The organism is Micromonospora lupini (genome assembly GCF_026342015.1).
In the GTDB taxonomy this organism is placed as follows: Bacteria; Actinomycetota; Actinomycetes; order Mycobacteriales; family Micromonosporaceae; genus Micromonospora; species Micromonospora lupini_B.
In genome coordinates this window covers 102,985-127,406 of record NZ_JAPENL010000001.1, presented here as the reverse complement: position 1 = coordinate 127,406, position 24,422 = coordinate 102,985, and the positions used below count along the sequence as shown (strand labels likewise).

General features: G+C 71.6%; 25 protein-coding genes. 17 read left to right on the top strand and 8 right to left on the bottom strand.

All coding sequences use genetic code 11. The features are described from left to right. Positions 1-70 precede the first annotated feature (70 nt). A complete protein-coding gene (locus tag OOJ91_RS00560) occupies positions 71-1,423 on the top strand; it encodes a PLP-dependent aminotransferase family protein (RefSeq protein ID WP_266241290.1) in 1,353 nt (450 codons plus the stop codon). Positions 1,424-1,497: 74 nt separating this feature from the next. Here OOJ91_RS00560 and OOJ91_RS00555 read toward each other — a convergent pair whose 3' ends face one another. Genes OOJ91_RS00555 through OOJ91_RS00545 form a run of 3 tightly spaced genes read right to left on the bottom strand, consistent with a single transcriptional unit; the run spans position 1,498 to position 3,366 of the window. Beyond that, complete coding sequence (locus tag OOJ91_RS00555; protein ID WP_266241289.1) at positions 1,498-2,094, bottom strand: VanZ family protein; 597 nt, start codon at positions 2,092-2,094, stop codon at positions 1,498-1,500. 55 nt (positions 2,095-2,149) lie between these two features. After that, entirely contained in the window at positions 2,150-2,608 is a 459-nt protein-coding gene (locus OOJ91_RS00550) for a GNAT family N-acetyltransferase (RefSeq protein ID WP_266241288.1), read from the bottom strand. Between the two features lie 44 nt (positions 2,609-2,652). After that, positions 2,653-3,366 (bottom strand): alpha/beta fold hydrolase, encoded by a 714-nt coding sequence (locus OOJ91_RS00545; RefSeq protein ID WP_266241287.1) that lies wholly within the window; start codon positions 3,364-3,366, stop codon positions 2,653-2,655. 182 nt (positions 3,367-3,548) lie between these two features. On the opposite strand from OOJ91_RS00545, the gene OOJ91_RS00540 reads away from it, so the two are divergent. The 3 genes from OOJ91_RS00540 (at position 3,549) to OOJ91_RS00530 (ending at position 6,950) form a co-directional block, all read left to right on the top strand. Then, positions 3,549-4,064 carry a GNAT family N-acetyltransferase gene (locus tag OOJ91_RS00540; RefSeq protein WP_266241286.1) on the top strand — a complete coding sequence of 172 codons (516 nt, stop codon included), beginning with the start codon at positions 3,549-3,551 and terminating at the stop codon, positions 4,062-4,064. Positions 4,065-4,292: 228 nt separating this feature from the next. After that, complete coding sequence (locus OOJ91_RS00535) at positions 4,293-5,801, top strand: family 43 glycosylhydrolase (RefSeq protein WP_266241285.1); 1,509 nt, start codon at positions 4,293-4,295, stop codon at positions 5,799-5,801. A 99-nt stretch (positions 5,802-5,900) separates the two neighbouring features. Next, entirely contained in the window at positions 5,901-6,950 is a 1,050-nt protein-coding gene (locus tag OOJ91_RS00530; protein WP_266241284.1) for an SMP-30/gluconolactonase/LRE family protein, read from the top strand. A gap of 33 nt (positions 6,951-6,983) precedes the next feature. Here the strand turns inward: OOJ91_RS00530 and OOJ91_RS00525 are convergent, their stop codons facing one another. After that, positions 6,984-7,661 (bottom strand): uridylate kinase, encoded by a 678-nt coding sequence (locus tag OOJ91_RS00525; RefSeq protein WP_266241283.1) that lies wholly within the window; start codon positions 7,659-7,661, stop codon positions 6,984-6,986. A 79-nt stretch (positions 7,662-7,740) separates the two neighbouring features. On the opposite strand from OOJ91_RS00525, the gene OOJ91_RS00520 reads away from it, so the two are divergent. From OOJ91_RS00520 to OOJ91_RS00470, 11 genes are all read left to right on the top strand, one after another. Then, positions 7,741-8,622, top strand: coding sequence for an oxygenase MpaB family protein (locus tag OOJ91_RS00520; RefSeq protein ID WP_266241282.1), 882 nt, complete (start codon positions 7,741-7,743; stop codon positions 8,620-8,622). Then, a complete protein-coding gene (locus OOJ91_RS00515; protein WP_266241281.1) occupies positions 8,619-9,278 on the top strand; it encodes a haloacid dehalogenase-like hydrolase in 660 nt (219 codons plus the stop codon). The genes OOJ91_RS00520 and OOJ91_RS00515 overlap by 4 nt, the downstream gene beginning before the upstream one ends. A 363-nt stretch (positions 9,279-9,641) precedes the next feature. Continuing rightward, a complete protein-coding gene (locus OOJ91_RS00510; protein ID WP_266241280.1) occupies positions 9,642-10,154 on the top strand; it encodes a flavin reductase family protein in 513 nt (170 codons plus the stop codon). Beyond that, the gene (locus OOJ91_RS00505; RefSeq protein ID WP_266241278.1) at positions 10,155-11,219 is read left to right on the top strand and encodes an ABC transporter substrate-binding protein; all 1,065 of its coding nucleotides are present in this window, start codon (positions 10,155-10,157) and stop codon (positions 11,217-11,219) included. Continuing rightward, on the top strand, positions 11,216-12,052 hold the full coding sequence (locus OOJ91_RS00500) for an ABC transporter permease (RefSeq protein WP_266241276.1): 837 nt from the start codon (positions 11,216-11,218) through the stop codon (positions 12,050-12,052). Before OOJ91_RS00505 ends, OOJ91_RS00500 begins: the two co-directional genes overlap by 4 nt. Next, positions 12,028-12,765, top strand: a complete 738-nt coding sequence (locus OOJ91_RS00495; RefSeq protein ID WP_266241274.1) for an ABC transporter ATP-binding protein — start codon at positions 12,028-12,030, stop codon at positions 12,763-12,765. Before OOJ91_RS00500 ends, OOJ91_RS00495 begins: the two co-directional genes overlap by 25 nt. A 2-nt stretch (positions 12,766-12,767) precedes the next feature. Then, entirely contained in the window at positions 12,768-14,099 is a 1,332-nt protein-coding gene (locus OOJ91_RS00490) for an LLM class flavin-dependent oxidoreductase (protein ID WP_266241272.1), read from the top strand. A gap of 24 nt (positions 14,100-14,123) precedes the next feature. Further along, positions 14,124-15,185, top strand: coding sequence for an aldo/keto reductase (locus OOJ91_RS00485; protein WP_266245214.1), 1,062 nt, complete (start codon positions 14,124-14,126; stop codon positions 15,183-15,185). 59 nt (positions 15,186-15,244) lie between these two features. Continuing rightward, positions 15,245-16,480 (top strand): vanadium-dependent haloperoxidase, encoded by a 1,236-nt coding sequence (locus tag OOJ91_RS00480; RefSeq protein WP_266241270.1) that lies wholly within the window; start codon positions 15,245-15,247, stop codon positions 16,478-16,480. A gap of 69 nt (positions 16,481-16,549) precedes the next feature. Next, a complete protein-coding gene (locus OOJ91_RS00475) occupies positions 16,550-17,614 on the top strand; it encodes an LLM class flavin-dependent oxidoreductase (RefSeq protein ID WP_266241269.1) in 1,065 nt (354 codons plus the stop codon). 112 nt (positions 17,615-17,726) lie between these two features. Further along, positions 17,727-19,574: a glycoside hydrolase family 15 protein gene (locus OOJ91_RS00470; RefSeq protein ID WP_266241267.1), complete on the top strand. Its 1,848-nt coding sequence runs from the start codon at positions 17,727-17,729 to the stop codon at positions 19,572-19,574. A 37-nt stretch (positions 19,575-19,611) separates the two neighbouring features. Here OOJ91_RS00470 and OOJ91_RS00465 read toward each other — a convergent pair whose 3' ends face one another. Then, positions 19,612-20,790 (bottom strand): MalY/PatB family protein, encoded by a 1,179-nt coding sequence (locus OOJ91_RS00465; protein WP_266241265.1) that lies wholly within the window; start codon positions 20,788-20,790, stop codon positions 19,612-19,614. A 145-nt stretch (positions 20,791-20,935) separates the two neighbouring features. On the opposite strand from OOJ91_RS00465, the gene OOJ91_RS00460 reads away from it, so the two are divergent. Beyond that, on the top strand, positions 20,936-21,106 hold the full coding sequence (locus tag OOJ91_RS00460) for a TMEM175 family protein (protein ID WP_266241263.1): 171 nt from the start codon (positions 20,936-20,938) through the stop codon (positions 21,104-21,106). A gap of 87 nt (positions 21,107-21,193) precedes the next feature. Further along, positions 21,194-21,322, top strand: a complete 129-nt coding sequence (locus OOJ91_RS00455; protein ID WP_266241262.1) for a hypothetical protein — start codon at positions 21,194-21,196, stop codon at positions 21,320-21,322. A gap of 18 nt (positions 21,323-21,340) precedes the next feature. Here OOJ91_RS00455 and OOJ91_RS00450 read toward each other — a convergent pair whose 3' ends face one another. The 3 genes from OOJ91_RS00450 to OOJ91_RS00440 all read right to left on the bottom strand — a co-directional run bounded on the left by OOJ91_RS00450 (position 21,341) and on the right by OOJ91_RS00440 (position 24,378). Continuing rightward, entirely contained in the window at positions 21,341-22,183 is an 843-nt protein-coding gene (locus OOJ91_RS00450; RefSeq protein ID WP_266241260.1) for an aldo/keto reductase, read from the bottom strand. A gap of 97 nt (positions 22,184-22,280) precedes the next feature. Next, a complete protein-coding gene (locus tag OOJ91_RS00445) occupies positions 22,281-23,408 on the bottom strand; it encodes a hypothetical protein (RefSeq protein ID WP_266241258.1) in 1,128 nt (375 codons plus the stop codon). Positions 23,409-23,625: 217 nt separating this feature from the next. Further along, entirely contained in the window at positions 23,626-24,378 is a 753-nt protein-coding gene (locus OOJ91_RS00440) for an MBL fold metallo-hydrolase (RefSeq protein ID WP_266241257.1), read from the bottom strand. Positions 24,379-24,422 lie beyond the last annotated feature (44 nt).

Here is a 24,422-nt window from a genome sequence, read left to right as displayed (position 1 = left end):
TCTCGGAGCGGACCACTTGTCCCTTAATCTAAGCCTGTCAATAGACGCTCAATCACGTGAAACGCTCGCGGTGCAGCTCCGTAACGCATTTCGTACGCAGATCGAGGAGGGCACGCTGCGTCCCGGCACCCGCGTGCCGTCGAGCCGACAGCTCGCCGCCGACCTCGGGGTGTCCCGCAGTGTGGTCGTCGAGGCGTACGAACAGCTCTGCGCCGAGGGGTACCTCGTCTCCCAACACGGCTCGGGCACCTCCGTGGCGACGGCGGCACGCACCGACCTCGGCTCGGCGCTCACGCCTGACGGCCGTGCGCCCGCCCCGGCGGTCTGCGACCTGCGCACCGGCGGTCTGCACGACTCCACCTTCCCCCGCCAGGACTGGATCCGGGCGGTCAGCGCCGTGGTCACCTCGGCCGGCCGCCGCGAGCTGGGGTACGCCCCACCGTCCGGCCTGCCTGTCGTCCGGCACACCCTCGCCGGCTACCTCGGCCGGGTGCGCGGCGTGCGCACCCGACCCGAACACCTCATGATCACTTCAGGCTTCGCGCAGGGCCTCGCGCTGCTCTGCCGCGAGCTGCGCGACCGGGGCCACGACACCCTGGGGGTGGAGGACCCGGGACACCCGGGCGAGTGGGAGTTCGTCGCCGAGGCCGGACTGCGTCCGGTGGGCATCCCGGTGGACAGCGAGGGCATCCGGGTCGACGCGCTGGCCGCGAGCGGGGTCCGCGCCGCCCTCGTCACCCCGGCCAGCCAGTTCCCGACCGGGGCCACGCTCAGCGCGCAACGCCGGGCGCACCTCGTCGCGTGGGCCGAGGAGGTGGACGGCTACGTCATCGAGGACGACTTCGACGCCGCCCTGGTCGCCCCGGCACAGCGGATGCCGGCGCTGCAGAGCCTCGCACCGGACCGGGTGATCTACGCCGGCAGCGCCAGCAAGGTCCTCGCCCCGGCGCTCCGCCTCGGCTGGCTGGCCACCCCGCCCGACCTGACCACACGCGTCGAGCGGGTCCGCGCCGGCTGGGACATCGGCTGCTCCGGCCTGGAACAGCTCGCCTTCGCCCGCCTGATCGACACCGGCGCCTTCGACAGGCATCTGCGCCGACTCGGCGCCGACGTCCAGAAACGCCGCCAGGCGGTCCAGCAGTTCGTCACCCGCCACCTGCCCGACGTCACGGTCCTCGGTGGAACCGGCGGGCTCCAGGCGTACCTGATGCTGCCGGCGCGGTGCGCCGAGGAGGCGATGGTGCAGGCGGCCCGCCGCCGGTCGGTGCTGGTCCGCGGTGGCCGCTTCTACGCCCTGGGAATCGATGACAGGCCACCGGCGCTGGTCCTCGGCTACGCCGGGGTACGCGGCCCCGAGCTGGGACGCGGCCTGGCCGGGATCGCGGCGGCGTACCGGGAGACGACAGGCGGCAGCGGTTCGTGAAGCAGACCTGCGGCGTCGACGACCCGCACCTGAGCCTCCCGTGGACCCCCGAGGCCGGAACCCGGTAGCGGGGGTCAGCGTCGCGACGCCGTGACCGGTCGCAGCCGATCCGACACCGTGTCGGCCCTGCCGCGCCACCAGCGGCGCGACGCCAGCGCCGCCAGCCCAGCGCCGGCGGCGTTGAGCAGGACGTCGTCCACGGACGTCACCCGGTCCAGCCGCAGGACGTACTGCGCGGCCTCGACCAGGACCGAGCAGCCCGCCGCGAGCGCCAGGATCCGGGGTACGGACGCCAGTGCCGCGAACCGGAGCGGAGCGAAGAATCCCAACGCCGCGAACACCAGCAGGTTGCCGACGACCTGACCCGTCAGCGTCACCAGCCCTCCGTCGGAGAGGATGGTGAACAGGTCACGTAGCGGCACCAGACTCAGTCGCCCGGAGACAGCACCCGCCCGGGAGCCCGGCAACATGATCATCCAGACCCACGGCAGCGTCCCGTACACGATGCCGAACTCGGCCAGCGACGTCCGCCACGCCCCCGCGACGCCGTTCGCACTCCGACGGCTGGCCAGAACCCACACCGCCAGCGCCGCCAACGGCAGTGCGGCCACCGTGATGAGCACCACGCCGGTGAACGAGCCGACCCACGCGTGCCACCCCGCGATCACCACCCCGGCACCATAGCCGCCTTCCCACCGCGACGTGGCGAGCGGCCGCGGCGGTTGATCAGTCGTCGCGCCCGGCCGGGGTCGGCTCACGAACCATGAACACGTCCACCGGGTCCTCGGTCTCGACGGTGAATCCGTGCCGCTCGTACAACCGCCGGGCCGGGCTGCCCCGCAGCACGTTCAACCGGACCCGGATGCCGTCGCGGTCGCACCGCTCCAACAGCCCGCGCAGCACGGCCGCACCGATGCCGCCGCCCTGCAGGTGGGGAGCCAGATAGAAGTGCTCCAACCAGTGCGCGTCGTCGGCCGGCCGCAACGACACGCAGCCGGCGAACGCGCCGCTCACCTCGATCATCCAGGTGTGCGCCGGCGCGAAGCCGTCCCGGAGCCGTTGGCGCACCCGCTGCTCGTCGTAGCGCCCGAGCCGTTCCAGGTCCGCCCGCAGCACCACGGACCGCAACTCGGCCACCGCCTCGACGTCCGCCGCCGACGCCTGCCGAACCGCCCAGTTCCCCACGAACGGGGAGGCTACGCGGGGCCTGCCCGCCCGCTGGCGTCGCGTCAGCTGGTGGCCCGGACCGCCTCGATGATCGACTCGGCGACCTCGCCCGGCCGGGCCACCGCCATCGCGTGCGAACCGCCGACGACCTCGCGCTGGCCGCGCGGGGCGGCCCGCTCGGCCATGAACCGGTGCGCGGCGGCCGGGATGTTCTTGTCCGCGTCGCCGAAGACGAACCAGCTCGGCAACGATCGCCAGGCCGGTTCGCCGGTGAGCCCGTCGCTCAGGGCCTGCTCGGTGATCGGCCGCTGGGTCCGGGCCATCAGGGCGGCGACGTCGTCCGACGAGTCCGCGGCGAACTGCGCGTGGTAGGCGTCCTGGCCGATCGCCATCTCGTTGCCGCCGGTGGACAGCGGATACTGCACGAGGGTGTCGGCGAGCGTGCTGCCGGGGAACTTCCCGGACAGCGACAGCCCCGACTCACCGGTGTCCGGAGCGAAGGCGTTGACGTACACGAGGGCCCGCACCGAGGTCTCGCCCGCCGCGGCCTGCGTGATGACCATGCCGCCGTAGGAGTGGCCGACGAGAACGACCGGGCCGCCGGTCCCGTGCGCCACATCCCGCACGTACGCGGCGTCGCCCGCGACGCTGCGCAGCGGGTTGGCGGCGGCCACCACGTTGTACGCGGCGCCCAGCCGCTCGATCACGCCGTTCCAACTCGCCGAGTCGGCGAACGCGCCGTGCACGAGGACGATGGTGGGCTCCGGATCGGGCATGGCACGCACTCCCTTGCTCCGTGACAGTGTTCATCAGCCGGCCGCGCCGGCACGCCTGATTACCCGTTCCGCGCCCGCGAAACGTCCCGTCCCGCCCCAGGTTCCTGCGCTGTCCCGCCCGGCTGGCTCCGGCGCCGTAATCAGCTTGTGCCCCGGCGAGCAGGGCTGCTTCCCTGTTGCCCGTGACCGAACTGCGAACGCCGCGACTGCGCCTGCACCCCATCGACGCGGCAGAGGGCGAACGCATCGTCGGCCGGCGCCCCGAAGTCGGCGACACCTGGGCCGACGACTATCCGTTCGACGGCGACGTCCACGGGGTCCGGGCCTTCCTCAACGCCACGGCCGCGCACGGGGACCAGCGCCCCTTCGGGCACTACCGCATCACCCGGGCCGCCGACGGGTTGGCCATCGGCGGCATCGGCTTCAAGGGCCAGCCGGCCGACGGATGCGTCGAGGTCGGCTACGGTCTCTCCCCGTCCGCGCGTGGTCACGGCTACGCGGCGGAGGCACTCGCGGCCCTGCTTGACCTCGCGGCCGGTCACGGGCTGTCCCACGTCGTCGCCGACACCACCGCGGACAACGTCGCCTCCCAGCGGACGCTCGAACGCGCCGGGTTCCGCCGCGTCGGCGTCGACGGCGACCTCCACCTGTACGAGGTCCTCCTCGACACGGCGGCGCGACCGGCTCGGGTGCAGTAGCCCCGGCCTCCTCCTGCGCCGTCGGCGCACCCGCCGGACCGGTACCCCGCGACTTCCGGAACATCTTGACACTTGTCGATGTTAGCGCCAACACTTGGGCCGTTACGTGGGCGCAACGCGCTCGTCACATTCCCGGCTCGCGGGCGCTCCTTCCCCAGCGGGCGCCGCGGGGTCGATCGCCGCTTCCGCGGCCGGTCGGCTCTCGCGCACGGACGTCACGGAGGACAGATGCCGCTGCACCGCACCGAAGCCGCCGCCCGCCGAGTCACCGGCCCGGGGCGTACCGGTCGCGGTGGCGCCGGACGCCCCCGCGCGGTCCTGGCCGCCGTGCTTGTGGTGCTCGCCCTCTCGGCGGGCCTGCCGATGGCCGGGCCGGCGCACGCCGCACCCGCCGTGAGCTACACCAACCCGCTTGTCAACCAGCGAGCCGACCCGCACATCTTCCGGCACACCGACGGCTACTACTACCTGACCGCGACAGTGCCGCAGTACGACCGGATCGTGCTGCGGCGCGCGACCACCCTGCAAGGGCTGGCGACGGCGGCGGAGACGACGATCTGGAACCGGCACACAAGCGGGGAGATGGGCGCCCACATCTGGGCGCCGGAGATCCACTTCATAAACAACAGGTGGTACGTCTACTTCGCCGCCGGCCGGACCGACGACGTGTGGCGCATCCGGATGTACGTGCTGGAGAACGCGAACGCCAATCCGCTGACCGGTTCGTGGACCGAACGCGGCCGGATCACGACACCCTGGGACACCTTCAGCCTGGACGCCTCGACCTTCGTGGCGGGCGGCGTGCGCTACCTGACCTGGGCGCAGCAGGAGCCGGGCATCTCCACCAACTCGAACGTCTACCTCGCCCGGATGGGTCCCAACCCGTGGCAGATCACCGGCACCGTGACCCGGCTCGTCGTGCCGACGTACGACTGGGAGACCCGCGGCTACCGGGTCGCCGAGGGGCCCGCCGTGATCCAGCGCGACGGCCGCCTCTTCCTGACCTACTCCGCAAGCGCCACGGACGCCAACTACTGCCTCGGGATGCTGAGCGCCTCGGCAAGCGCGAACCTGCTCGACGCCGCCGCCTGGAGCAAGAGCCCCAACCCGGTGTTCACCACAAACGCGGCCACCGGGCAGTACGGCCCCGGCCACAACTCGTTCACCGTCTCCGAGGACGGGCAGAGCGACATCCTGGTCTACCACGACCGCAACTACCGCGACATCAGCGGTGATCCGCTCAACGATCCCAACCGGCGCACCAGGTTGCAGAAGCTGTACTGGAACGCCGACGGCAGCCCCAACTTCGGCATCCCGGTGCCCGACGGGGCCACCCCGGTCCGGCTGCGGTCGCACGATCTGACCACCAGCTACATCAGGCACTACGACTACCGGGCCCGGGTCGAGCCGAACGTCGCCAACCTCGCCGACTCCCAGTTCCGCATCGTCGGCGGCCTCGCCGGCGGTGCAACTGTGTCGCTGGAGTCGACGAACTTCCCGGGCTACTACCTGCGTCACTACGGCTTCGCCCTGTCCATCGCGCGCAACGACGGCTCGTCGGTCTTCTCCAGCGACGCGAGCTTCCAGCGCCGAGCGGGCCTGGCCGACAGCGCCGGGCTCTCCCTGGAGTCGCAGAACTACCCGGGCCGCTACGTGCGCCACCGCGACGGCCTGCTCTACCTGGAAGCGGTCAGCACGAGCGCCGAGCGCGCCTCGGCCACCTTCCACCTGGAATAGCCGCCCATTGGCGGACCGGACACGCTGCCGGTCCGTCCCCTACCTCGACACCGTCGGCGGCCGGTCATCACGACCCGCCGACGCCGATTGGAGCACCCGATGACCTGGCGACCCACAATTGCCGTACTGGCCGGTCTGTGTCTCGCGACCGCCGCCGCCCCGCTGCCCGCCGGTGCCGCCGGCCCTGTGAGCGCTCACACCACGGTCGCCGCCACGTTCGCCGGCCCGCCCGGCTCACCGCCCGGAGCCTGCCCGACGGGCGCCGTGTACGGCTCGCCGCTGCCGTCCAGCTCCCTGACCGCGACGAAGATCCGGAGTGGATTCAACTTCCTCGAAGGGCCCGTCTGGGTCGCCGACGGCGGCTACCTGCTCTTCTCCGACATGGCCAACGGCACCGGGCCGTACAACGTCCAGCCGTCGACGATCCGCCGGTTCACCCCGCCGTCGACCTTCGACACGTTCATCGCCAACGCCGGCAGCAACGGTCTGGCGCTGAGCGCCGACGGGCAACAGATCGTCGCCGCCACCCACGACCAGCGCAACGTGTCCGCGTACCGGTTGAGCGACCGGAGCCGCAGCACCGTCGCGGCGAACTACCAGGGTCGGGCGTTCAACTCGCCCAACGACGTCGCGGTCCGGTCGGACGGCGTCACCTACTTCACCGACCCCAACTTCCAGCGTGGCAACCGCCAGGACCAGATGAACGGTCGTACGAGCGTCTTCCGCGTCTCCAACGGTCAGGTGTCGCTCGTGGACGACCGGTTGCGCCAGCCCAACGGCATCGCGCTCGCGCCGGACGGGGCCACGCTGTACGTGGGCGCCTACTCCGAGAACAAGATCTACAAGTACGTCGTCCAGCCCGACGGCAGCATCGGCGAGCGCAGCGTGTTCGTGAACTACATCGGCGGTCCGGACGGCGTCACGATCGACTGCGCCGGCAACGTGTACTGGGCCGCGGGCGGGGACTCGCTGGTCCACGTCTACTCCCCCACGGGCGCCCAGCTCGGCACGATCCGGCCCGGCTTCTCCGGTACGACGAACGTGGCCTTCGGCGGCCCCGACCGGCAGACGCTCTACGTCACCTCGGGTCCGTGGGGCGACTCCGGCCTGTACAGCGTGCGGCTCAACGTCCCGGGCTACCCGTACTGAGGGGCGGTGGGCGCAGCCGGCGGTGACCGTCGGTCACCTCGGTGGGCCTCTTTCCCAGACCGGCCGCCGGGGGTCGTCGTTGTGCACGATGACGTCGACGTGATCCGTCGGGCGGACCGCCGCGTTGTAGAGCTGCTGCGCGGGGATGTAGCGCTCCCGCCACCGCCGCTCGACCTCGACCCGCGACGACACCCGACGCTGTCGGAGCACGGCACGATCCACTGTCGCCTCGAACGCTGTCGACACGTAGACGCGCAGGTCCCACCGATCGATCAGCTCCGGGCGCATCAGGAAGACGCCGTCGAAGAGCAGCACCGCGTCGGCCGGTGCGGTCGTGACCGGTGGGGACGACACGGCATCCGTGGTGTGGTCGTAGACCGCGGGTTGGAAGCGTCGGTCGCCGCCCGGACCCAGCGGATCCAGCAGAACCCGGTTCAGCGCCGCGTGGTCGTGGGTGTCGTAGTAGCAGCCTTCGGCCGAGTACTCGCCGCGCGGATAGCGCTGTGCCCGGGGGAGGAGGAAGTCGTCGATAGTCGCGCGTATGACGTGGCGGTCCTGGTCGCGCAGGATGCCGGCCAGCTCGTCGGCGAGAGTGGTCTTGCCTGCGGCTGGCGGGCCGTCGACGGCGACCCGCGTCGGGTGCGCGACGGCGACGGACCCGACCGCGTCGGCCAGACGGCCGAGCACCTCGCCCCGGGTGTCGTGTGCCATGCGCACCCCACTCATAGGCGCTGGGAACCGGAGTGAGTTTACACTCACGTTCCGTGCCGAGGTCTGGAGACGCCCGCCGATGAGAGGCCGTTACGACAACCTGGAACGGACCCGCACGCTGGACCCGCAGCGCGACTACCTGGACATCTACCAGACCATGCTGCGTCGCGAGTTCCCGTGGGACATGAAGCTCGGGCTCAACCTCGCCTTCAACCGGTCCTTCTCCGTCCCCGCGATCGCCGCCGTGCACACAGCCACCGGCGAGCTGACCGACCGCACCCAGAAGCGGATCGACGACACCGGCCTGCTGATGTACGAGATGGTGCTCAACGGCTTCGACCAACCTCGTGGCCGCGACGCGCTGCGGCGGGTCAACCAGATCCACCGCCCGTACGACATCGGCAACGACGACTTCCGCTACGTCCTCGGCTGCCTGGTGGTGATCCCGACGCGCTGGTTGCAGGAGTACGGCTGGCGCCCGCCCTGCTGTCACGAACTGCAGGCGACGTACCTGTTCTACCGGGAGCTGGGCGGACGGATGGGCATCACGGACATCCCCGGGTCGTACGTCGAGTTCGAGACCTGGTTCGACGCGCACGACGCGGCGCACCTGCAACCCAACGACGACGCGGCGGCCATCGAGCGAGCGACCCGCATGTTGCTGCTCACGCGGCTCCCCCGGTTGCTCGCACCGCTGGGAGACGCGCTGGTCAGCGCCATGTACGACGAGCCGCTGCGACGGGCCACAAACGTCGACGCGCCGCCGTGGCCGATCCGGGCCGGCCTGCGCGCGGCACTGAAGACGCGCTCACGGCTGCAACGGTGGTACGGATCGCCCCGGACGACCCCGCTGTTCGCCGAGGGCATCAGAGCCAGGAGCTACCCCGACGGGTACGAGATCAGCCAACTCGGCCCGCACCACGATCGCGGCCCCGAGTCGCGGGCGACGGTGGACCGATGAGGGCCGCCTCCGGCGATACTGTCATCTTCGATCTCGACGGCGTACTGCTGCGCGGGGACGCCTTCGGGCTCTTCATGCGTCGGGTCGGCTTCGCTGGCGCTCGACTGCCGCTCGCCGTCGTCCTGCTCCTCCTCCTCGCGCCAGTCATCGCCGTTCCCGCCTCCCGCCCGTGGGCGGCGCGGTGGATGAGCCGGATCGGCCTGCTGGGCAAAAGCGCGGGCCAACTGCGGGCGGCGCTCGGGCGTTTCGGCGCGGACCTCGGCGCGGAGCCCGGGCGCGTCATCGCACCGGGTGTCGACATGATCCGTGCCCACGTCGCCGCGGGTGACCGGGTCATCGTGGCCACCGCCTGCGAGGACACCCTGGCGCGCGCGCTGCTCGACGGGATCGGCCTCGCCGAGGTCGAGCTGGTGGCCTCCCACATCCACGGCCCGAAGCTGATCGTGCACAACCACGGGGCGACCAAGATGACCCAGCTCGCCGCCCAGGGGGTCACCCCGCCGTGGCGGGTCGCCTACAGCGACTCGCTGTCGGATCTGCCCCTCCTCGGCGGCGCGGAGCAGGCCGTGCTGGTCAACGCGAGCAGGCGGCAGGTCGCCCGGGCGCGGCGGCTGCTCGGCGCCCGGCTGCGCACCGTCACCTGGACGGCCGGCTGACCGCAGGCGCGGCCCGGGCCGCATGCCATCGACAGCCTCGGATCCCCCGCGTTCGTCCCAGGGTCTGAAATCCTATTTACCCAGTAGGAATAGTTGGTTAGCGTAGAGCCATGATCAGCCAGCTGAATCCCCTCGACGGCACCGCGGTCGCGGTGTCCCGGGGATGTTGCCGTGGCTGGACCACCGCGCGCGGCTGCTGCCGCTGACCACGCGTTCCTGACTTCTCCCTGTCGCCACGCCGTCGCCTCGACGACGAGCCGCAGCGTGTCCGCGACCCCATCAACGGCCGCTCGACGCCGCGCCGTGTTCCCGCCTGCCCGGGGACGGCGCGCGCCCTGGTCGTTCTCGCCCAGGAGGACCGTCATGACCGTCATCGCCGAACCGGTCGCCCCCATCGATTCCGACACCTTCCGTGCCCTGCTGCGCCGGCAGGCCGCATCGGTCACGGTGATCACCGCCGCCGGGGACCCGCCGGTCGGGTTCACCGCCACCTCGTTCACATCGGTGTCCCTGCGCCCGCCACTTGTGTCGTTCTGCCTGGCCCGGTCGTCGTCGAGCTGGCCGACCGTCGCGGGAGCGGAGCACGTCGCGGTGCACCTGCTCGGCGCCGACCAGCGGGAGGTCGCGCGGACATTCGCGACAAGCGGCATCGACCGCTTCGCCGCGCACCCCGGCTGGCGGCCCGGCCCGTACGGAGTGCCGCTGCTGGACGAGCCGGTCGCCTGGCTGCTGTGTCGGGTGACCGAACGGGTGCTCGCCGGTGACCACGCGATCGTGCTGGCCGAGCCGGTGACAAGTGGCCACGGCGACGGCGCCCCGCTGCTCTACCACATGGGGCGGTACGCCGCCCTGCAACCGTCCACGAAGGAGTCATAAGTGAAGTCGTCACGTCATGTCGACCGCCGCCTGTTCCTGTCGGCCACCCTCGGCGCGGTCGCGCTGGGCCTGACCGCCTGCGCCGGCGACGAGACACCGACGGCCGCGCTGGCCGCCGGCGCGCCGCTGCCGGAGGCCGTGCCGAAGGGCACGAAACTCGTGGTGGGCGACAAGGAGCACCAGAAGGCACTTGAATTCTCCGGCGAGGTGGAGAAGTTCACGTTCCAGGTGGAATTCGCCAACATCAGTGGCGGTCCGCAGACCCTGGAGGCGTTCCGGGCGGAGGCCCTGGACATCGGCGCCGTCGCGGACATCCCCCCGATCCACTCCCACTGGACCGGCATACCCACCAAGATCGTCGCCTCCAAGTTCCGACAGGACCCGCTGAACCACGCCATCTACCGGCTCGGCATCGCCCCCGGAGTCCCCGTCACCACGCTCGCCGGCATCCGCGGCCGGAAGATCGCGTACAGCCCCGGGCAGGCGCAGGGCGCGCTGGTGCTGCGGGCCCTGCACCAGGCCGGGTTGAGCAAGCGCGACGTCAAGCTCGTCGAGCTGCCGAGCACCGGCGACGTGTACGCGACGGCACTCGCCAGCCGCCAGGTCGACGTCGCACCGCTCGGGGGCGTGCAGATCCGGCGCTACGCGGCGCAGTACGCCCGCGACGGCGGCACCACGATCCCGCACGGCCTGCGCGACGACCCCGGCCACCTGTACGCACCGGTCACCGTGCTCGGCGACCCGGCCAAGGCGGCCGCGATCCGGGAGTACGTGGGGGCGTGGGCGCGGGCCTGGCGGTGGCGGGAGGCCAACCCGGACGAGTGGATCGAGCGGTACTACGTCAAGGACCAGGGCCTCACCGCCGAGGACGGCAGGTGGCTTGTGGAGAACGCAGGCGTGGCCGACATCCCGGCGACCTGGACCGATGCCATCGCCCGGCACCAGGAGACCGTCGACCTGCTGGCGAAGGAGACCGGTAACAAGCCACTGCGGGCCGAGGACCTGTACGACAGGCGCTACGAGTCCGTCGCCGCGGACGCGCTCGCAGCGGGAGGCGCCCGATGACCGCCTCCCTCCTCACCCGCCCCCACGCCACGGCACCCGCGCGCGCGGGTAGGCCGAGGCGTCGGCTCACGCCGGGTCGCCCCATCCCGTTCGGGGCGGCGCTCGGCCCCCTGCTGCTGCTGGCGGCGTGGTCGGTCGGCTCGGCGACCGGCGGGCTCGACCCGCGTACCGTCTCGGCCCCCTGGACCGTGGTCACGACGGCCGGTGACCTCATCGCGGACGGCCGACTGCAGGACAACCTCGCCGTCTCGGCCCAGCGGGCCGTCCTGGGCCTGGCCTTCGGCACCGTGATCGGCGTGCTGCTGGCCCTCGTCGCGGGACTGAGTCGGTGGGGCGAGGCGATCCTCGACGGCCCGATCCAGATCAAGCGGGCCATCCCGGCCCTCGCGCTGGTGCCGCTGCTCATCCTCTGGCTCGGCATCGGTGAACAGATGAAGGTCACCACCATCACGCTTGGCGTGCTGGTGCCCGTCTACATCCACACGCACAACGGGCTGCGCAGCATCGACAGCCGGTACGTCGAACTGGGCGACTCGCTGCGGCTGTCGCGGGCCGTCTTCCTGCGCCGCATCGTGCTGCCCGGCGCGCTCCCCGGCTTCCTGCTCGGCATGCGGTTCGCCGTCGTGGGCGCCTGGCTGGCCCTCGTGGTCGTCGAGCAGATCAACTCGACAAGCGGCATCGGCTACATGATGGACCTGGCCCGCCAGTACGGCCAGACCGACGTGATCATCGTCGGGCTCGTCCTGTACGGGCTGCTCGGGCTGCTGTCCGACGGCCTCGTCCGACTCGTGCAGAGGAGGACGCTGTCATGGCGACGCACGCTGGCGGACTGACCGGGACCCGACCGGTACGGGTCCAGGGACTCGTGCGGGGCTTCGGCGACCGGATCGTGCTGGACGACCTCGACGTGGAGATCGGCGCCGGGGAGTTCGTGGCGCTGCTGGGGCGCAGCGGCTCGGGCAAGAGCACCCTGCTGCGGGCGCTCGCCGGCCTCGACGGTGACCGGAGGGGAGCGGGCGTCGTCGACGTACCGGAGAACTCCTCGGTCGTCTTCCAGGACGCCCGGCTGCTGCCGTGGCAGCGCGTCCTGGACAACGTCGTCCTCGGCCTGCGCGGGCCGGACGCACCCGAGCGCGGCCGTGCGGCCCTCGCCGAGGTCGGGCTCACCGGCCGCGAACGGGCCTGGCCCACCGAGCTCTCCGGCGGCGAACAGCAGCGGGTGGCGTTGGCCCGGGCCCTGGTGTCGGAGCCGGAACTGTTGCTTGCCGACGAACCGTTCGGCGCGCTTGACGCGCTCACCCGGCTGCGCATGCACGGCCTGCTGCGTGAGCTGTGCACCCGGCACCGGCCGGCGGTGCTGCTCGTCACGCACGACGTCGACGAGGCCGTCACGCTCGCCGACCGGGTGCTGCTGCTCGACGCGGGCCGCATCGCGATCGACCTCGCCATCGACCTGCCGACGCCCCGCTCGCACCGGCAGCCGCAGTTCCTCGCCTACCGGGAGTCCCTGTTGCGGGCGCTCGGCGTCGACCCGACGGAAGGATGACCATGCTGCACCTCAACGCGTTCCTGATGGGTGTCGGCCACCACGAGGCGGCCTGGCGGCTGCCGCAGAGCGACCCGTTCGCGCAGACCGACGTCGCGCACTTCACGCGCCTGGCCCGCATCGCCGAGCGCGGCAAACTCGACTCGCTCTTCCTCGCCGACAGCCCGGTGCTGTGGAACAGCATCGGCAGGCGGCCGGGCGGCACCCTCGAACCGACAGTGCTGCTCACCGCCCTGGCCGGCGCGACAAGCCACATCGGGCTGATCGGGACCGCCTCGACGACGTACAACGAGCCGTTCAACCTGGCCCGCCGGTTCGCGTCGCTCGACCACGTCAGCGGTGGCCGGGCCGGCTGGAACATCGTCACCACTGCCGGCGAGCAGGCGGCCCGCAACTTCAACCTGGACCGGCTGCCCGCCCACCGCGACAGGTACGAGCGGGCCGCCGAGTTCATCGAGGTGTCGCGCAAGCTCTGGGACAGCTGGGACGACCGCGCTCCGCTGGGCGACAAGGAGGCCGGGCGGTGGGGTGACGACGACCTGCTCTATCCGCCGGAGCACGTGGGGCGGCACTTCCGCGTCGCCGGCGCGCTCAACGTCCCCCGCTCACCGCAGGGCTACCCGCTGCTGGTGCAGGCCGGGTCGTCCGAGGACGGCAAGGAGTTGGCCGCCCGGTACGCCGAGGCCGTCTTCACCGCCCAGCAGACCCTCGCCGAGGCGCAGAGCTTCTACCGCGACCTCAAGCAGCGCGCCGCCCAGGCGGGCCGCGATCCGCAGACCATCAAGATCCTGCCGGGCATCGTGCCGGCGATCGGGGCCACCGAGGCCGAGGCCCGGGCGCTGGAGGAGGAGCTGGACCGGCTGATCAAACCCGAGTACGCCCGGCAGCAGCTCGCCACCACCCTGCGGGTCGCGCCGGAGGACCTCGACCTGGACAAGGAACTCCCCGCCGACCTGCCCAGCGAGGACGAGATCGAGGGCGCGAAGAGCCGGTACACGCTTATCGTCACGCTGGCCCGGCGGGAACGGCTGACCGTCCGCCAGTTGATCGGCCGGCTCGGCGGCGGACGCGGTCACCGCACCTTCGCCGGCACCCCCGAGCAGGTCGCCGACGCCATCGAGGAGTGGTACCGCGCCGGCGCGGCGGACGGCTTCAACATCATGCCGCCGGTGCTGCCGGCCGGGCTGGAAGCCTTCGTCGACCACGTCGTGCCTCTCCTGCAACGCCGAGGACTGTTCCGTACCGAGTACACCGGCACGACCCTGCGGGACCACTACGGCCTGCCCCGCCCGGCCAACCAGTACGCGCGGCAGCTCGCCGCGACCGCCCGCTGAATTCCCTGGAGAGGACGATCGATGGTGGACCACAGGCCCTTCGGGCACACCGGCGTACGGATCAGCACGCTCACGCTCGGGGCGATGAACTTCGGTCAACGGGGCAACCCGGACCACGAGGACGGCATCCGGATCATCCACCGGGCACTCGACGAGGGCATCACCTCGATCGACACCGCGGACGTCTACTCCGACGGCGAGTCGGAGGAGATCGTGGGCAAGGCGCTCGCCGACGGGCGGCGCGACGACGTCTTCCTCGCCACCAAGTTCCACGGCCAGGTCGGCGACAACCCGCAGCACCGGGGCAACTCCCGCCGCTGGATCATCCGCGCGGTGGACAACAGCCTGCGCCGGCTGCGCACCGACTGGATCGACCTGTACCAGGCGCACCGGCCGGAGCCGGGCACCGACTTCGACGAGACCCTGGGCGCCCTCACCGACCTCGTACGCCAGGGCAAGATCCGCTACCTCGGCACCTCCACGTTCGAACCGTCGGCAATCGTGGAGGGCCAGTGGATCGCGCAGCGGCGCGGCCGGGAGCGGGTGGTAAGCGAACAACCCCCGTACTCCATCCTGGCCCGTGGTGTGGAGCGTGAGGTCCTGCCCGTGGCCCAGCGCCACGGCCTGGCGGTGATCCCGTGGAGCCCACTGGCCGGCGGCTGGCTGTCCGGGCGCTACCACGCGGGGCTCGACGCCCCGATCTCCCGCCGCGCCGACCGGCTCCCGGCCCGGTTCGATCCGCGCCTGCCGGCCAACGCGGCCAAGCTCGCGGCCGTCGAGAAGCTGTCCGCCCTCGCCGACGAGGCCGGGCTGTCCCTGATCCACCTGGCGATCGCGTTCGTCCTGGAGCACCCGGCGGTCACCTCGGCGATCATCGGGCCCCGGACCCTGGCGCACCTGGAATCCCAGCTCGGTGCCACGAAGGTGACGCTTTCCGCGGACGTGCTGGACCGCATCGACGCCATCGTCGCACCCGGCACCACGCTCAACCCGGCCGACGCCGGCTACCAGCCGCCCGCGCTCACCGATCCGGCGTACCGCCGTCGCGGCGGGTCGTCGACGCCGCCTGGCGCCGTGACCCGGTGAGCGGCGGTCCGACGCCTCTCATGCGCACCCCACGAACCTCCGAACGGAGAACCCCCACCATGGCCCTGCTCACCAGTCGTGGCTGGCGCCGCGGCGCGGCCGGGATCGCCGCCGCCGCGCTTACCGTCGGCATCTCCCTCGCCGCGCCGGCCACCGCCGCCACCGCCGCCACCACGATCGACACCACAGTCGAGTGGTACGACGTCACCGCGGCCGCCGTCGCGACCGGCACCCGCCCGCAGGTGACCAACAACCGCGCGTGGGCGATCAGCTGGCTCGCCGCGGCCCGCGCGGTCCGGAGGGCGCCCGCCTCGCCCGCCTACCAGGACGCCGCGCTGGCGTCCGCCGTGCACACCGCACTGAGCGCCCTGGTCCCGGACGCCACGCCCACGCTCGACGCGGCGCTACGCACCACGCTCGACCGGATCCCCGACGGCCGCGCCAAGGATCGCGGCCACGCCGCCGGCCAGCGGGAAGCCCGCTCGTTGGTCGCCGAGCGGTCCGGCGACGGGCTCGATCCCGCCTCGGTCAACACGCCGTACCCCGCTCCCCCGGCCGCACCGGGGATCTGGCAGCCCACCCCACCGAGCTTCACGGCCGCCCAACAGGCCGGAAGCCGGTACGCCACGCCGTTCCTGCTCGACCGCGCGGACCGGTACCGGCTCGGGCCGCCGCCGGCGTTGGGATCGGCACGCTACCGTGCCGACCTCGCCGAGGTCCGCGCGTACGGCGCCGCCGACAGCACGGTACGCACACCGCGGCAGACCGACACGGCGACGTTCTGGCTCGGCTCCTCGCTGACCCTCTACACAGGCATCCTGCGCGCCGCGCTCGCCCAGTCCACCCGATCGACCGCCGGGCGGGCGAGCCTCGTGGCCGTCTTCCACGTCGCACTCGTCGACACCCAGATCGCGACCTCCGACACCAAGTACGCCTACCTGCGCTGGCGGCCGGTCACCGCGATCCGGGCCGACGGGGACCCCGGCTGGACGCCGCTGCACGACACCCCCGCGCACCCGGACTATCCCAGCGGGCACAACACCTACGCCGGTGCCGCCGAAGGGGTGCTCACCGCCCTGACCGGGGCGCGGGCACGGGAGGCGTACGCCATCACCAGCCCCACCCAACCCGGCGTCACCCGGACCTACACCGACTGGCATCGGCCCACCCAGGAGAACCTCGACGCCCGCGTGTGGTCGGGCATCCACACCCGTACTGCCGACCAGGCCGGCGTCCGGCTCGGCCGGGACGTCGCCGCGCACGCCGTTCGCAACGCGGCCCGGCTGTTCGACTGACCCTGCTCCTCGGCGGGGCGGCGCGTCGCCGCCCCGCCCGGTTCCCTCTTCTCAGGAAGGCCGTCGCTGATGAGCGCTCAATTCCTCTGGTACATCCCGAATCAGGTCGACCCCGGCCATCGTGGCGACGACGTCGTCGAGAACCACAACAGCCTGCAGACCCTCACCAGCCACGCCCGCGCCCTGGAGGAGCACGGGTGGGACGGCGCGCTCCTCGGCACCGGCTGGGGCCGGCCCGACACCTTCACGGTCGCCAGCGCGCTTGCCGCCCGGACGACGACGTTCCAGCCGCTGATCGCGATCCGGCCCGGCTACTGGCGGCCCGCCAACTTCGCTTCCGCCGCCGCGACGCTCGATCACCTCAGCGGCGGCCGCGTCCTGATCAACATCGTCTCCGGCAAGGACAACCTGGCGGCGTACGGCGACGGCGAGGGCGACCAGGCCCACCGCTACGCCCGCACCCGGGAGTTCCTCCAGCTCGTCCGCAGGCTCTGGACCGAGGAGAACGTCACCTACCGGGGCGAGCACTTCAGCGTCAGCGACTCGACCGTGGCGCTGCGGCCGGTCGTCCGCGGTGAGCGCCGGCACCCCCGGCTCTACTTCGGCGGCGCCTCCCCCGCCGCGGAGGAGGTGGCCGCCACCGAGGCCGACGTCCAACTCTTCTGGGGCGAGCCGCTCGACGGCGTCGCCGAGCGGATCGAACGTCTCCGACTGCTCGGCGAGAAGCTGGGACGTGAGCACGCCCCGCTGGAGTTCGGGCTACGGATCACCACGCTGGTGCGGGACACCACCGACCAGGCCTGGGCCGACGCCGAAGCCAAGGTGGCGCGGATGGCGGCGGGCAACGGCGTCGCCACGCGGGACCGGACCTGGCGGGCCGCCGTCGGTCAGCAGCGGCTGCTGGACCTCGCCGCGCGCGGCGACGTGCTCGACGACAATCTCTACACCGCTCCCGGCAGGTACGGCGGCGGCGGGGCGGGCACCACCTGGCTGGTCGGCTCCGCCGAGGACGTGGCGAGGTCGCTGCGGAGGTATCAGGCGTTGGGCGTCACGCACTTCGTGCTGTCCGACACGCCCTACCTTCCGGAGATCGGACGCCAGGGCGACCACCTGCTGCCGCTACTGCGCGACTGAGCGCGAGCCGCCCGCACGTGTTCGACAGGGTGGCTGAACATGAATCTCGCCTGAAGCCGACAGTTCTCCACCTAGGTTCGATGCGCAGGACGCAGCCGAACCGGGGAGAGACGTGGACAGCTATCCGGCGATCGAGGATCACGGACTCATCGGCGACCTGCAGACCGCCGCTCTGGTGACGTGTGACGGGACTGTCGACTGGTTCTGCGCGCCGCGCTTCGACTCGCCGAGCATCTTCGCCGCGCTGTTGGACAAGGAGAAGGGCGGCTACTTCCGCATCGCCCCACACGACGTGCGGTACGTCACCAAACAGCTCTACCTCCCCGGCACGCCCATCCTGATCACCCGGTTCATCAGCGCCGACGGCGTCGCCGAGGTGATGGACTTCATGCCTGTCACCGGCGAGCGGGCCACCGACGCGCACCGCCTCGTCCGCATCGTCACCATGGTCCGGGGCAGCATGCGTTTCCGGGTGGAGTGCCGGCCGCGGTTCGACTACGCCCGGGAGGAGCATCAGCTGGAGCGCCACCACAACGGCTACGTCTTTCGCGGCCGGACGGCATCGCTCACCTTCAACCCGGTCGACCCCACCCGGCGGCTGATCTCCGAACACGGCGACGTCCGCCTGGAGGGTGGCGACCTCGTCGCGTACGGCACCCTGAACGAGGGCGACACGGGCGGGGTGGTCCTGGAGACGGGCGCCACCGAGCCGCGGGTCATCCCGGCGGAAGAGATCCAGGGCATGTTCGAGTGGACCCGGGACTACTGGCGGCGCTGGCTGGAACGCTCGCGCTACACCGGCCGCTGGCGGGAGATGGTCGAGCGCTCCGCCATCACGCTGAAACTCATGACGTACGCCCCGACCGGCGCGATGATCGCCGCGCCCACCGCCGCGCTGCCCGAACTCGTGGGCGGGACCCGAAACTGGGACTACCGCTACACCTGGGTGCGGGACACGTCGTTCTCGGTGCACGCGCTGCTCGGCCTCGGCTTCACCGAGGAGGTCAGCCGGTACATGGACTGGTTGGACGAGCGGATCCGCGAGGCCGGCGACCTCCAGGATCCATTGAAGATCATGTACCGGGTGGACGGGTCCTCCGACCTGCACGAGGAGGTCCTCGACCACCTGGAGGGCTACCGCGGCTCGCGGCCGGTCCGGATCGGCAACGGCGCGGCGGACCAACTCCAGCTCGACATCCACGGCGAGGCGCTCTACGCCATGCATCTCGCCGACGAGCAGGGCATCCGCGTCTCGCACCAGGTGTGGAAGAGCACCGTCCGACTTGTCGACTGGCTCTGCACCCACTGGGATCAGGCCGACGCCGGCATCTGGGAGAGCCGTCACCACCCCCGCAACTACACCTTCGGGCGGGTGATGTCCTGGGTCGCGCTGGACCGGGCCGTCCGCCTCGCGATGCGGACCGGCCGGCCCGGCGACATCGCCGGCTGGACGGCGCAACGCAACCGCATCTACGACCAGGTCATGGCCCGCGGCTACGACAGGGGTCGCGGCACCTTCGTGCAGGCGTACGGCGAGACCGTGCTGGACGCGGCGTTACTCGCCATGCCGGCGGTCGGTTTCGTCACGCCGAGTGACCCACTGTGGCAGTCCACCCTGCACGCGATCGAGCGTGAGCTGGTCTCCGACAGCCTGGTGCACAGGTACGACCCTGTCCACTCCCCCGACGGTCTCCCTGGCCACGAGGGGACCTTCAACATGTGCACCTTCTGGTACGTCGAGGCGCTGGCCCGTTCCGGCCGCCTCGACGACGCCCGACTCACGTTCGAGAAGATGTTCACTTTCAGCAACCACCTCGGCCTCTATGCCGAGGAGATCGCCGCGACCGGGGAGCAGATCGGCAACTACCCCCAGGCGTTCAGCCACCTCTCGTTGATCAACTCAGCGCTGACGCTCAACGACCTGCTCGACACCGAGGCCGACGCCCGCAGGCGCCGGTAGCACGAGCACCCTCCGGTGCGCAGACGTCGCGGTCGTCTCACCCGACGGCGAGGGCCATTCGGCGGACCGCCTCGGTGATCAGCTCCGGCGAGGTTGCCAGGTTCAGTCGGACGTGACCGCCTCCGCCGGTGCCGAAGGTCGTACCGGAGTTCAGCGCCACCCGGCCACGGTCGAGGAACACGGCCGCGGGGTCGTCGCCGAGGCCCAGGGCGCGGCAGTCGAGCCAGGCGAGACAGGTGGCCTGACCGGGCTGGTAGCGGATGGCCGGCAGGTGCTCGGCGAGCAGCGCGGCGAGGAGCCGCCGGTTGTCGTCCAGGCCGGTCACCAGGGCGTCGAGCCACTCGCCGCCGTCGCGGAAGGCCGCGGTGTGGGCGATCACGCCGAGGTGGCTGGTGCCGATGCTGACCCCGATCGGGACGCGGGCGAGGTCCCCCGCCGCGGCCGGGCCGGCAACGAGGAGCCCACCGCGCAGGCCGGCCAGGTTCCATCCCTTGGAGGCGGACATCAGCGACAGGCCGTTCTCCGCGCCGGGCACCGAGAGGTACGGCACGAACCGCGCTCCCCCCGCCACCACCGGAGCGTGGATCTCGTCGGCGACCACCCGCACCCCGTGCCGCTGGGCCAGATCGGCCACGGCGGTCAACTCGGCAGCGCTGTGCACGACGCCTGTCGGGTTGTGCGGGCTGCACAGCAGGTACGCCGCCGGGCGTTCGCCCGCGCGAGCCCGCCGGAACGCGTCCTCCAGCGCGCCGAGGTCGATCCGCAGGTCCTCGCCGAGCGGCGCCTCCACGATCCGGCGGTCGGCGTGCGCCAGGGACTCGTAGAACGGCGGGTAGACCGGGCAGTTGACGACCACCGCGTCTCCCGGCTCGGTGACCAGTCGCAGCGCCTCGACGACGCCGTGCATCACGTCGGGCACCAGCGCGCTGCGCTCCACGGCCAGCCCGTCCCAACCCCACCGCCGCCGGGCGAACTCCGCGAGCGCCTGCGGGTAGGCCGTGCCGGCCGGGTAACCGGTGTCGCCGCGCGCGACGGCGTCGGTGATCGCGCGCGCCACCGGCTCGGCCAGCGGCACGTCCATCTCGGCCACCCAGAGCGGCAGTACGTCGTCGGGGTACTCCCGCCACTTGAGGCTCGTCCGTTGCCGAAGCTGGTCGATCGTGAGCTGGCGAAGGGGATTCACCACGTCCCGCGGACGGTTCAGCACGCCACTCATTGTCGAAGCCTATTCGGCGAGCCCGCAGCGCGTCGGCCCCCTCAACGGGAGAACGAGCCGCTGTCGCGCGTCGACCTCGTTCGCCCTGCATTCGCGACCAGGCTGCCGGCTGTTTGTCACTAACGACCTTGGGTAGGCGCGCCCGGTGAGCGAGCCAGACACGAACCTGGGCACTCGGTCGGACACCAGCCGCGCCGTGGCGTTCAGCGATGCCATCTTCGCCATCATCATCACGCTGCTGGTCCTGGACCTCCGGGTGCCGGACGTTCCACCCGGGCGCCTCCTGTTCGGCCTGCTCGACCAGTGGCCGTCCTAGGGCAAGGGCGGTTTCTTCCACGTCGAGCGGTTCCGGGCCCTCGCCGGGGTCGTCCTGTACGTCCTCGCGGGGCTGATCGGCTACCTGGTGGCGCCGTTGGTCGGCCTGGTCATCTTCCTCCTCCTACCCGTGTTCTACGCCATCACCAGCGCCGGCCTGTACCAGTTGCGGGTGACCCGCCGGATCACCGGCCGCCCTCCGCCACCACACGACTGAGGGCGAACAGGTCGGTGGCTACAGCATCTCGAGTGGTTGCGGGCCGGTCGGCGGCGGGAACGCCGTGTCGAGTGCCGCCACGTCCTCCTCGGCCAGCTGTACGTCGCGCGCCTCCGCGTTCTCCCGGGTGTGTTCGGCCTTGGACGATCGAGGGATGGCCGCGACCATCTCCTGGCGCAGCAGCCAGGCCAGCGCGACCTGAGCTGCCGTGGCCTCGTGCCGGGCGGCGACCTCCGCGACCTGGGGGTGGCCGAGCAGCCGACCCTGCTCGATCGGCGAGTACGCCATCACCGGGATTCGGTGCTCGCGGAGCCACGGCAGCAGGTCGTACTCGGGACCTCGGCGGGTGAGGTTGTACAGGATCTGATTCACCGCGCAGGCGCTTCCGCCCGCATCAAGGAGATCGGTCATGTCCGACAGGTCGAAGTTGCTCACACCCCACTGCCCGATGTCGCCGGCGTCGACGAGTTCGGCGAACGCCTCTATCGTCTCGGCGAGTGGATGCGCGCCGCGCCAGTGCAGCAGGTAGAGGTCGATGTGGTCGACGCCGAGTCGTTGCAGGCTGCGGCGGCAGGCCTGCACGGTTCCCTGTCGACTGGCGTTGGACGGCAGCACCTTGTCGACCAGGAAGACGTCGGCGCGTCGTCCGGCGATCGCCTCGCCGACGAGTTCCTCGGACGCGCCGTCACCGTACATCTCCGCGGTGTCGATCATGGTCATGCCCAGGTCGATCCCGGTGCGCAGGGCGGTCATCTCGTCCTGTCGCCGCTCGGGTCGCTCGCCGAGGTACCAGGTTCCCTGGCCCAGCAGGGGCATGGTCTGGCCGGACGGAAGCGTGATCGCGCCGTTTGCGAGAGTCATGTCGACCTTTCCGGAGGCCCAAAATGCCATCAGGGTGCTTGTGATACCCGCTGGAACAGGCAGAACACCCTCGTGGCCCTGCTGCCACCAGTCCAGCTCAGCTTCCGCTATGCCGCTGCCCGTCCTTCTCGTCCCGCCAGCCGTCGGGTTCGGGATGGTAGCCGTAGGCGGCGGCCCGGACCGTCTCCTCGTTCTCCAGCCCGGAGCCGATCGCGCCACCCACGGTGGCCAGCGAGCTGGTGATCCAGGCGAGCGTCAGATAGTCGGCGAGATCGACCGGCCGCTGCAGGGTCTGTTCCAGCACGGATGTGTCGATCAGCAGCGCCCCGGCGAGCGCCGTCCCCACGAACAACACCACGTAGGACACCGCCGTGGCCAGCGTGAGGGTGAGGACCGTCCCCAGGTTGAACAGCCGAGCCAGCTCAACCGGCGTCCCCCGGTCCGGCCTCTCCCACAGGCCGTGCGCGACGATCAGCCAGGCCACCAACGCGACCAGCCCGAGTAGCATGATCACGGCAAGCCGGAGTCCGCCGAGCGCATCGCCCATCTGCCAGATGGTGTCAGTCGTGAGCGCGAACGCCGCCGTGCCGAACGCGCCGACCAGCAGCTTGGACAGGCCCAGCAGCGCGCGCCCCGGGCGGTTGGCTCGAACCATGCCGGTCACCAGGCGTGCCCGCCCGATCAGCCCCGAGGCGACGTAGCGCAGTTCCCCGCCGTCGGCCCCGCCGACCACCTTGTCGACGGCGCGGATTCGGCGTGCCATCTCGGCCGGCGCCCAACCCGCCGACTTCACCCGCTTGTCGGATGCGTCGGTCAGCACCCGGCTCACCAGATCCGGGACGGCCGCGCGGGCCGCTCGCAGCTGATGCAGTCCCAGCGCGGGCAGGGACACCATCGCGGCCCGACGCCGGGCCGAGGTCTGCGCGACAAGCGGCATCCGCGCCGCGTGCAGTGGTAGGTCGGTCAGGCAGATCGCGATGTCCCAGTGGTCGTCGGCACGCCGTCGGGCAAGATCGTCGAGCAGCGCCTCAGCGCCGCCGTCGCGGCGCGGCGCCACCTCGCCCCAGCCTTCCCGGACCGTCCACCGCACGTCCGCGTCCACCCGCTCGGCGAGTCGGGCGGCCAACTCGGCGGTGAGCGGCGCGGCCACCCGGGCCGGATGGTCGGGTGGGGTCGCCACCAGTCCGACGATGATCTCCGGGCGGTGCTGTTCGTTGTGGGTCACCGGTGCTCCTCCCGCTCGCCGGGCTCAACGCCGTCCATCGTCATCAACGCTGGCGTCGGCATGGACCACGAACCCGAGCAGCGCCCGGAACCTCCTTGACGCTTACATCTCGCAGACCGTTCCGGCCCTTAATCCTGATTTGCACCACCGAGATGGGCGAACCCGGCGCTCGGCAGCACCAACCCTGACCAGTCGCGCACATCGTGACGAGGGGCGGTCAGCTATCTGGTGTTCCGAGCATGACGGTGAGGTCCTCCTCGGCCGCCAGCACCGGACCGTCGAACTCCAGCTGCGCGGCGGCCACTGCTGCTGCCCGGTCGTTGCCCGGCCAGAAGTGGGTGAGCATCAGTCGACGGGCGCCCGCCAAACGAGCCCAGTGACCGGCCTCGGTGGAGGTCATCAGGTTGCGGGTGGGTCGGTCCGCCTCGCCGCAGCGGTCGGTGGCCTCGACGATGAACAGGTCGGCGTCGCGGCCGAGTTCGGCAAGCACTGGGGTCGGACCGGTGTCCCCGGAGTAGGCCACGACGATCCCGTCGGCCTCCATGCGAACGCCCGCGTTGGGCACGTGATGCGGGAGGGACAGCCCGGTCAGGTCGAAGGGTCCCACCCGGTAGACACTGGGCAGCGGATGCAGGTCGAAGACCGCGTGCAGGTCGACGTCCGGCTCCAGGCCGCCGAGCCGGTCGAGCACGCCCGGCGGGCAGTACAACGGCAGCCGTGGCCGATCGACCGCGCCGTAGAACCGCATCCGGAACAACCCGTGCAGGTCGACACAGTGATCGGGGTGCTCGTGGGTGACGACGACAGCGTCGACCGCGCCATCTGGCCAGTGCCCGAGCAGCCGCGGAAGCGTGGCGTAACCCAGGTCGAGCACCAGGCGGTAGCCGTCCCAGTCCACAGCGAAGCCGCTACAGGCACGCCCCGGCTCGGGAAAGGCACCAGAGCTGCCCAGCACGGTGACCCGTCGCATCCGCACAGAATGCCAGAGCGCCAGCCACCCCTCCGGCCTGCGCA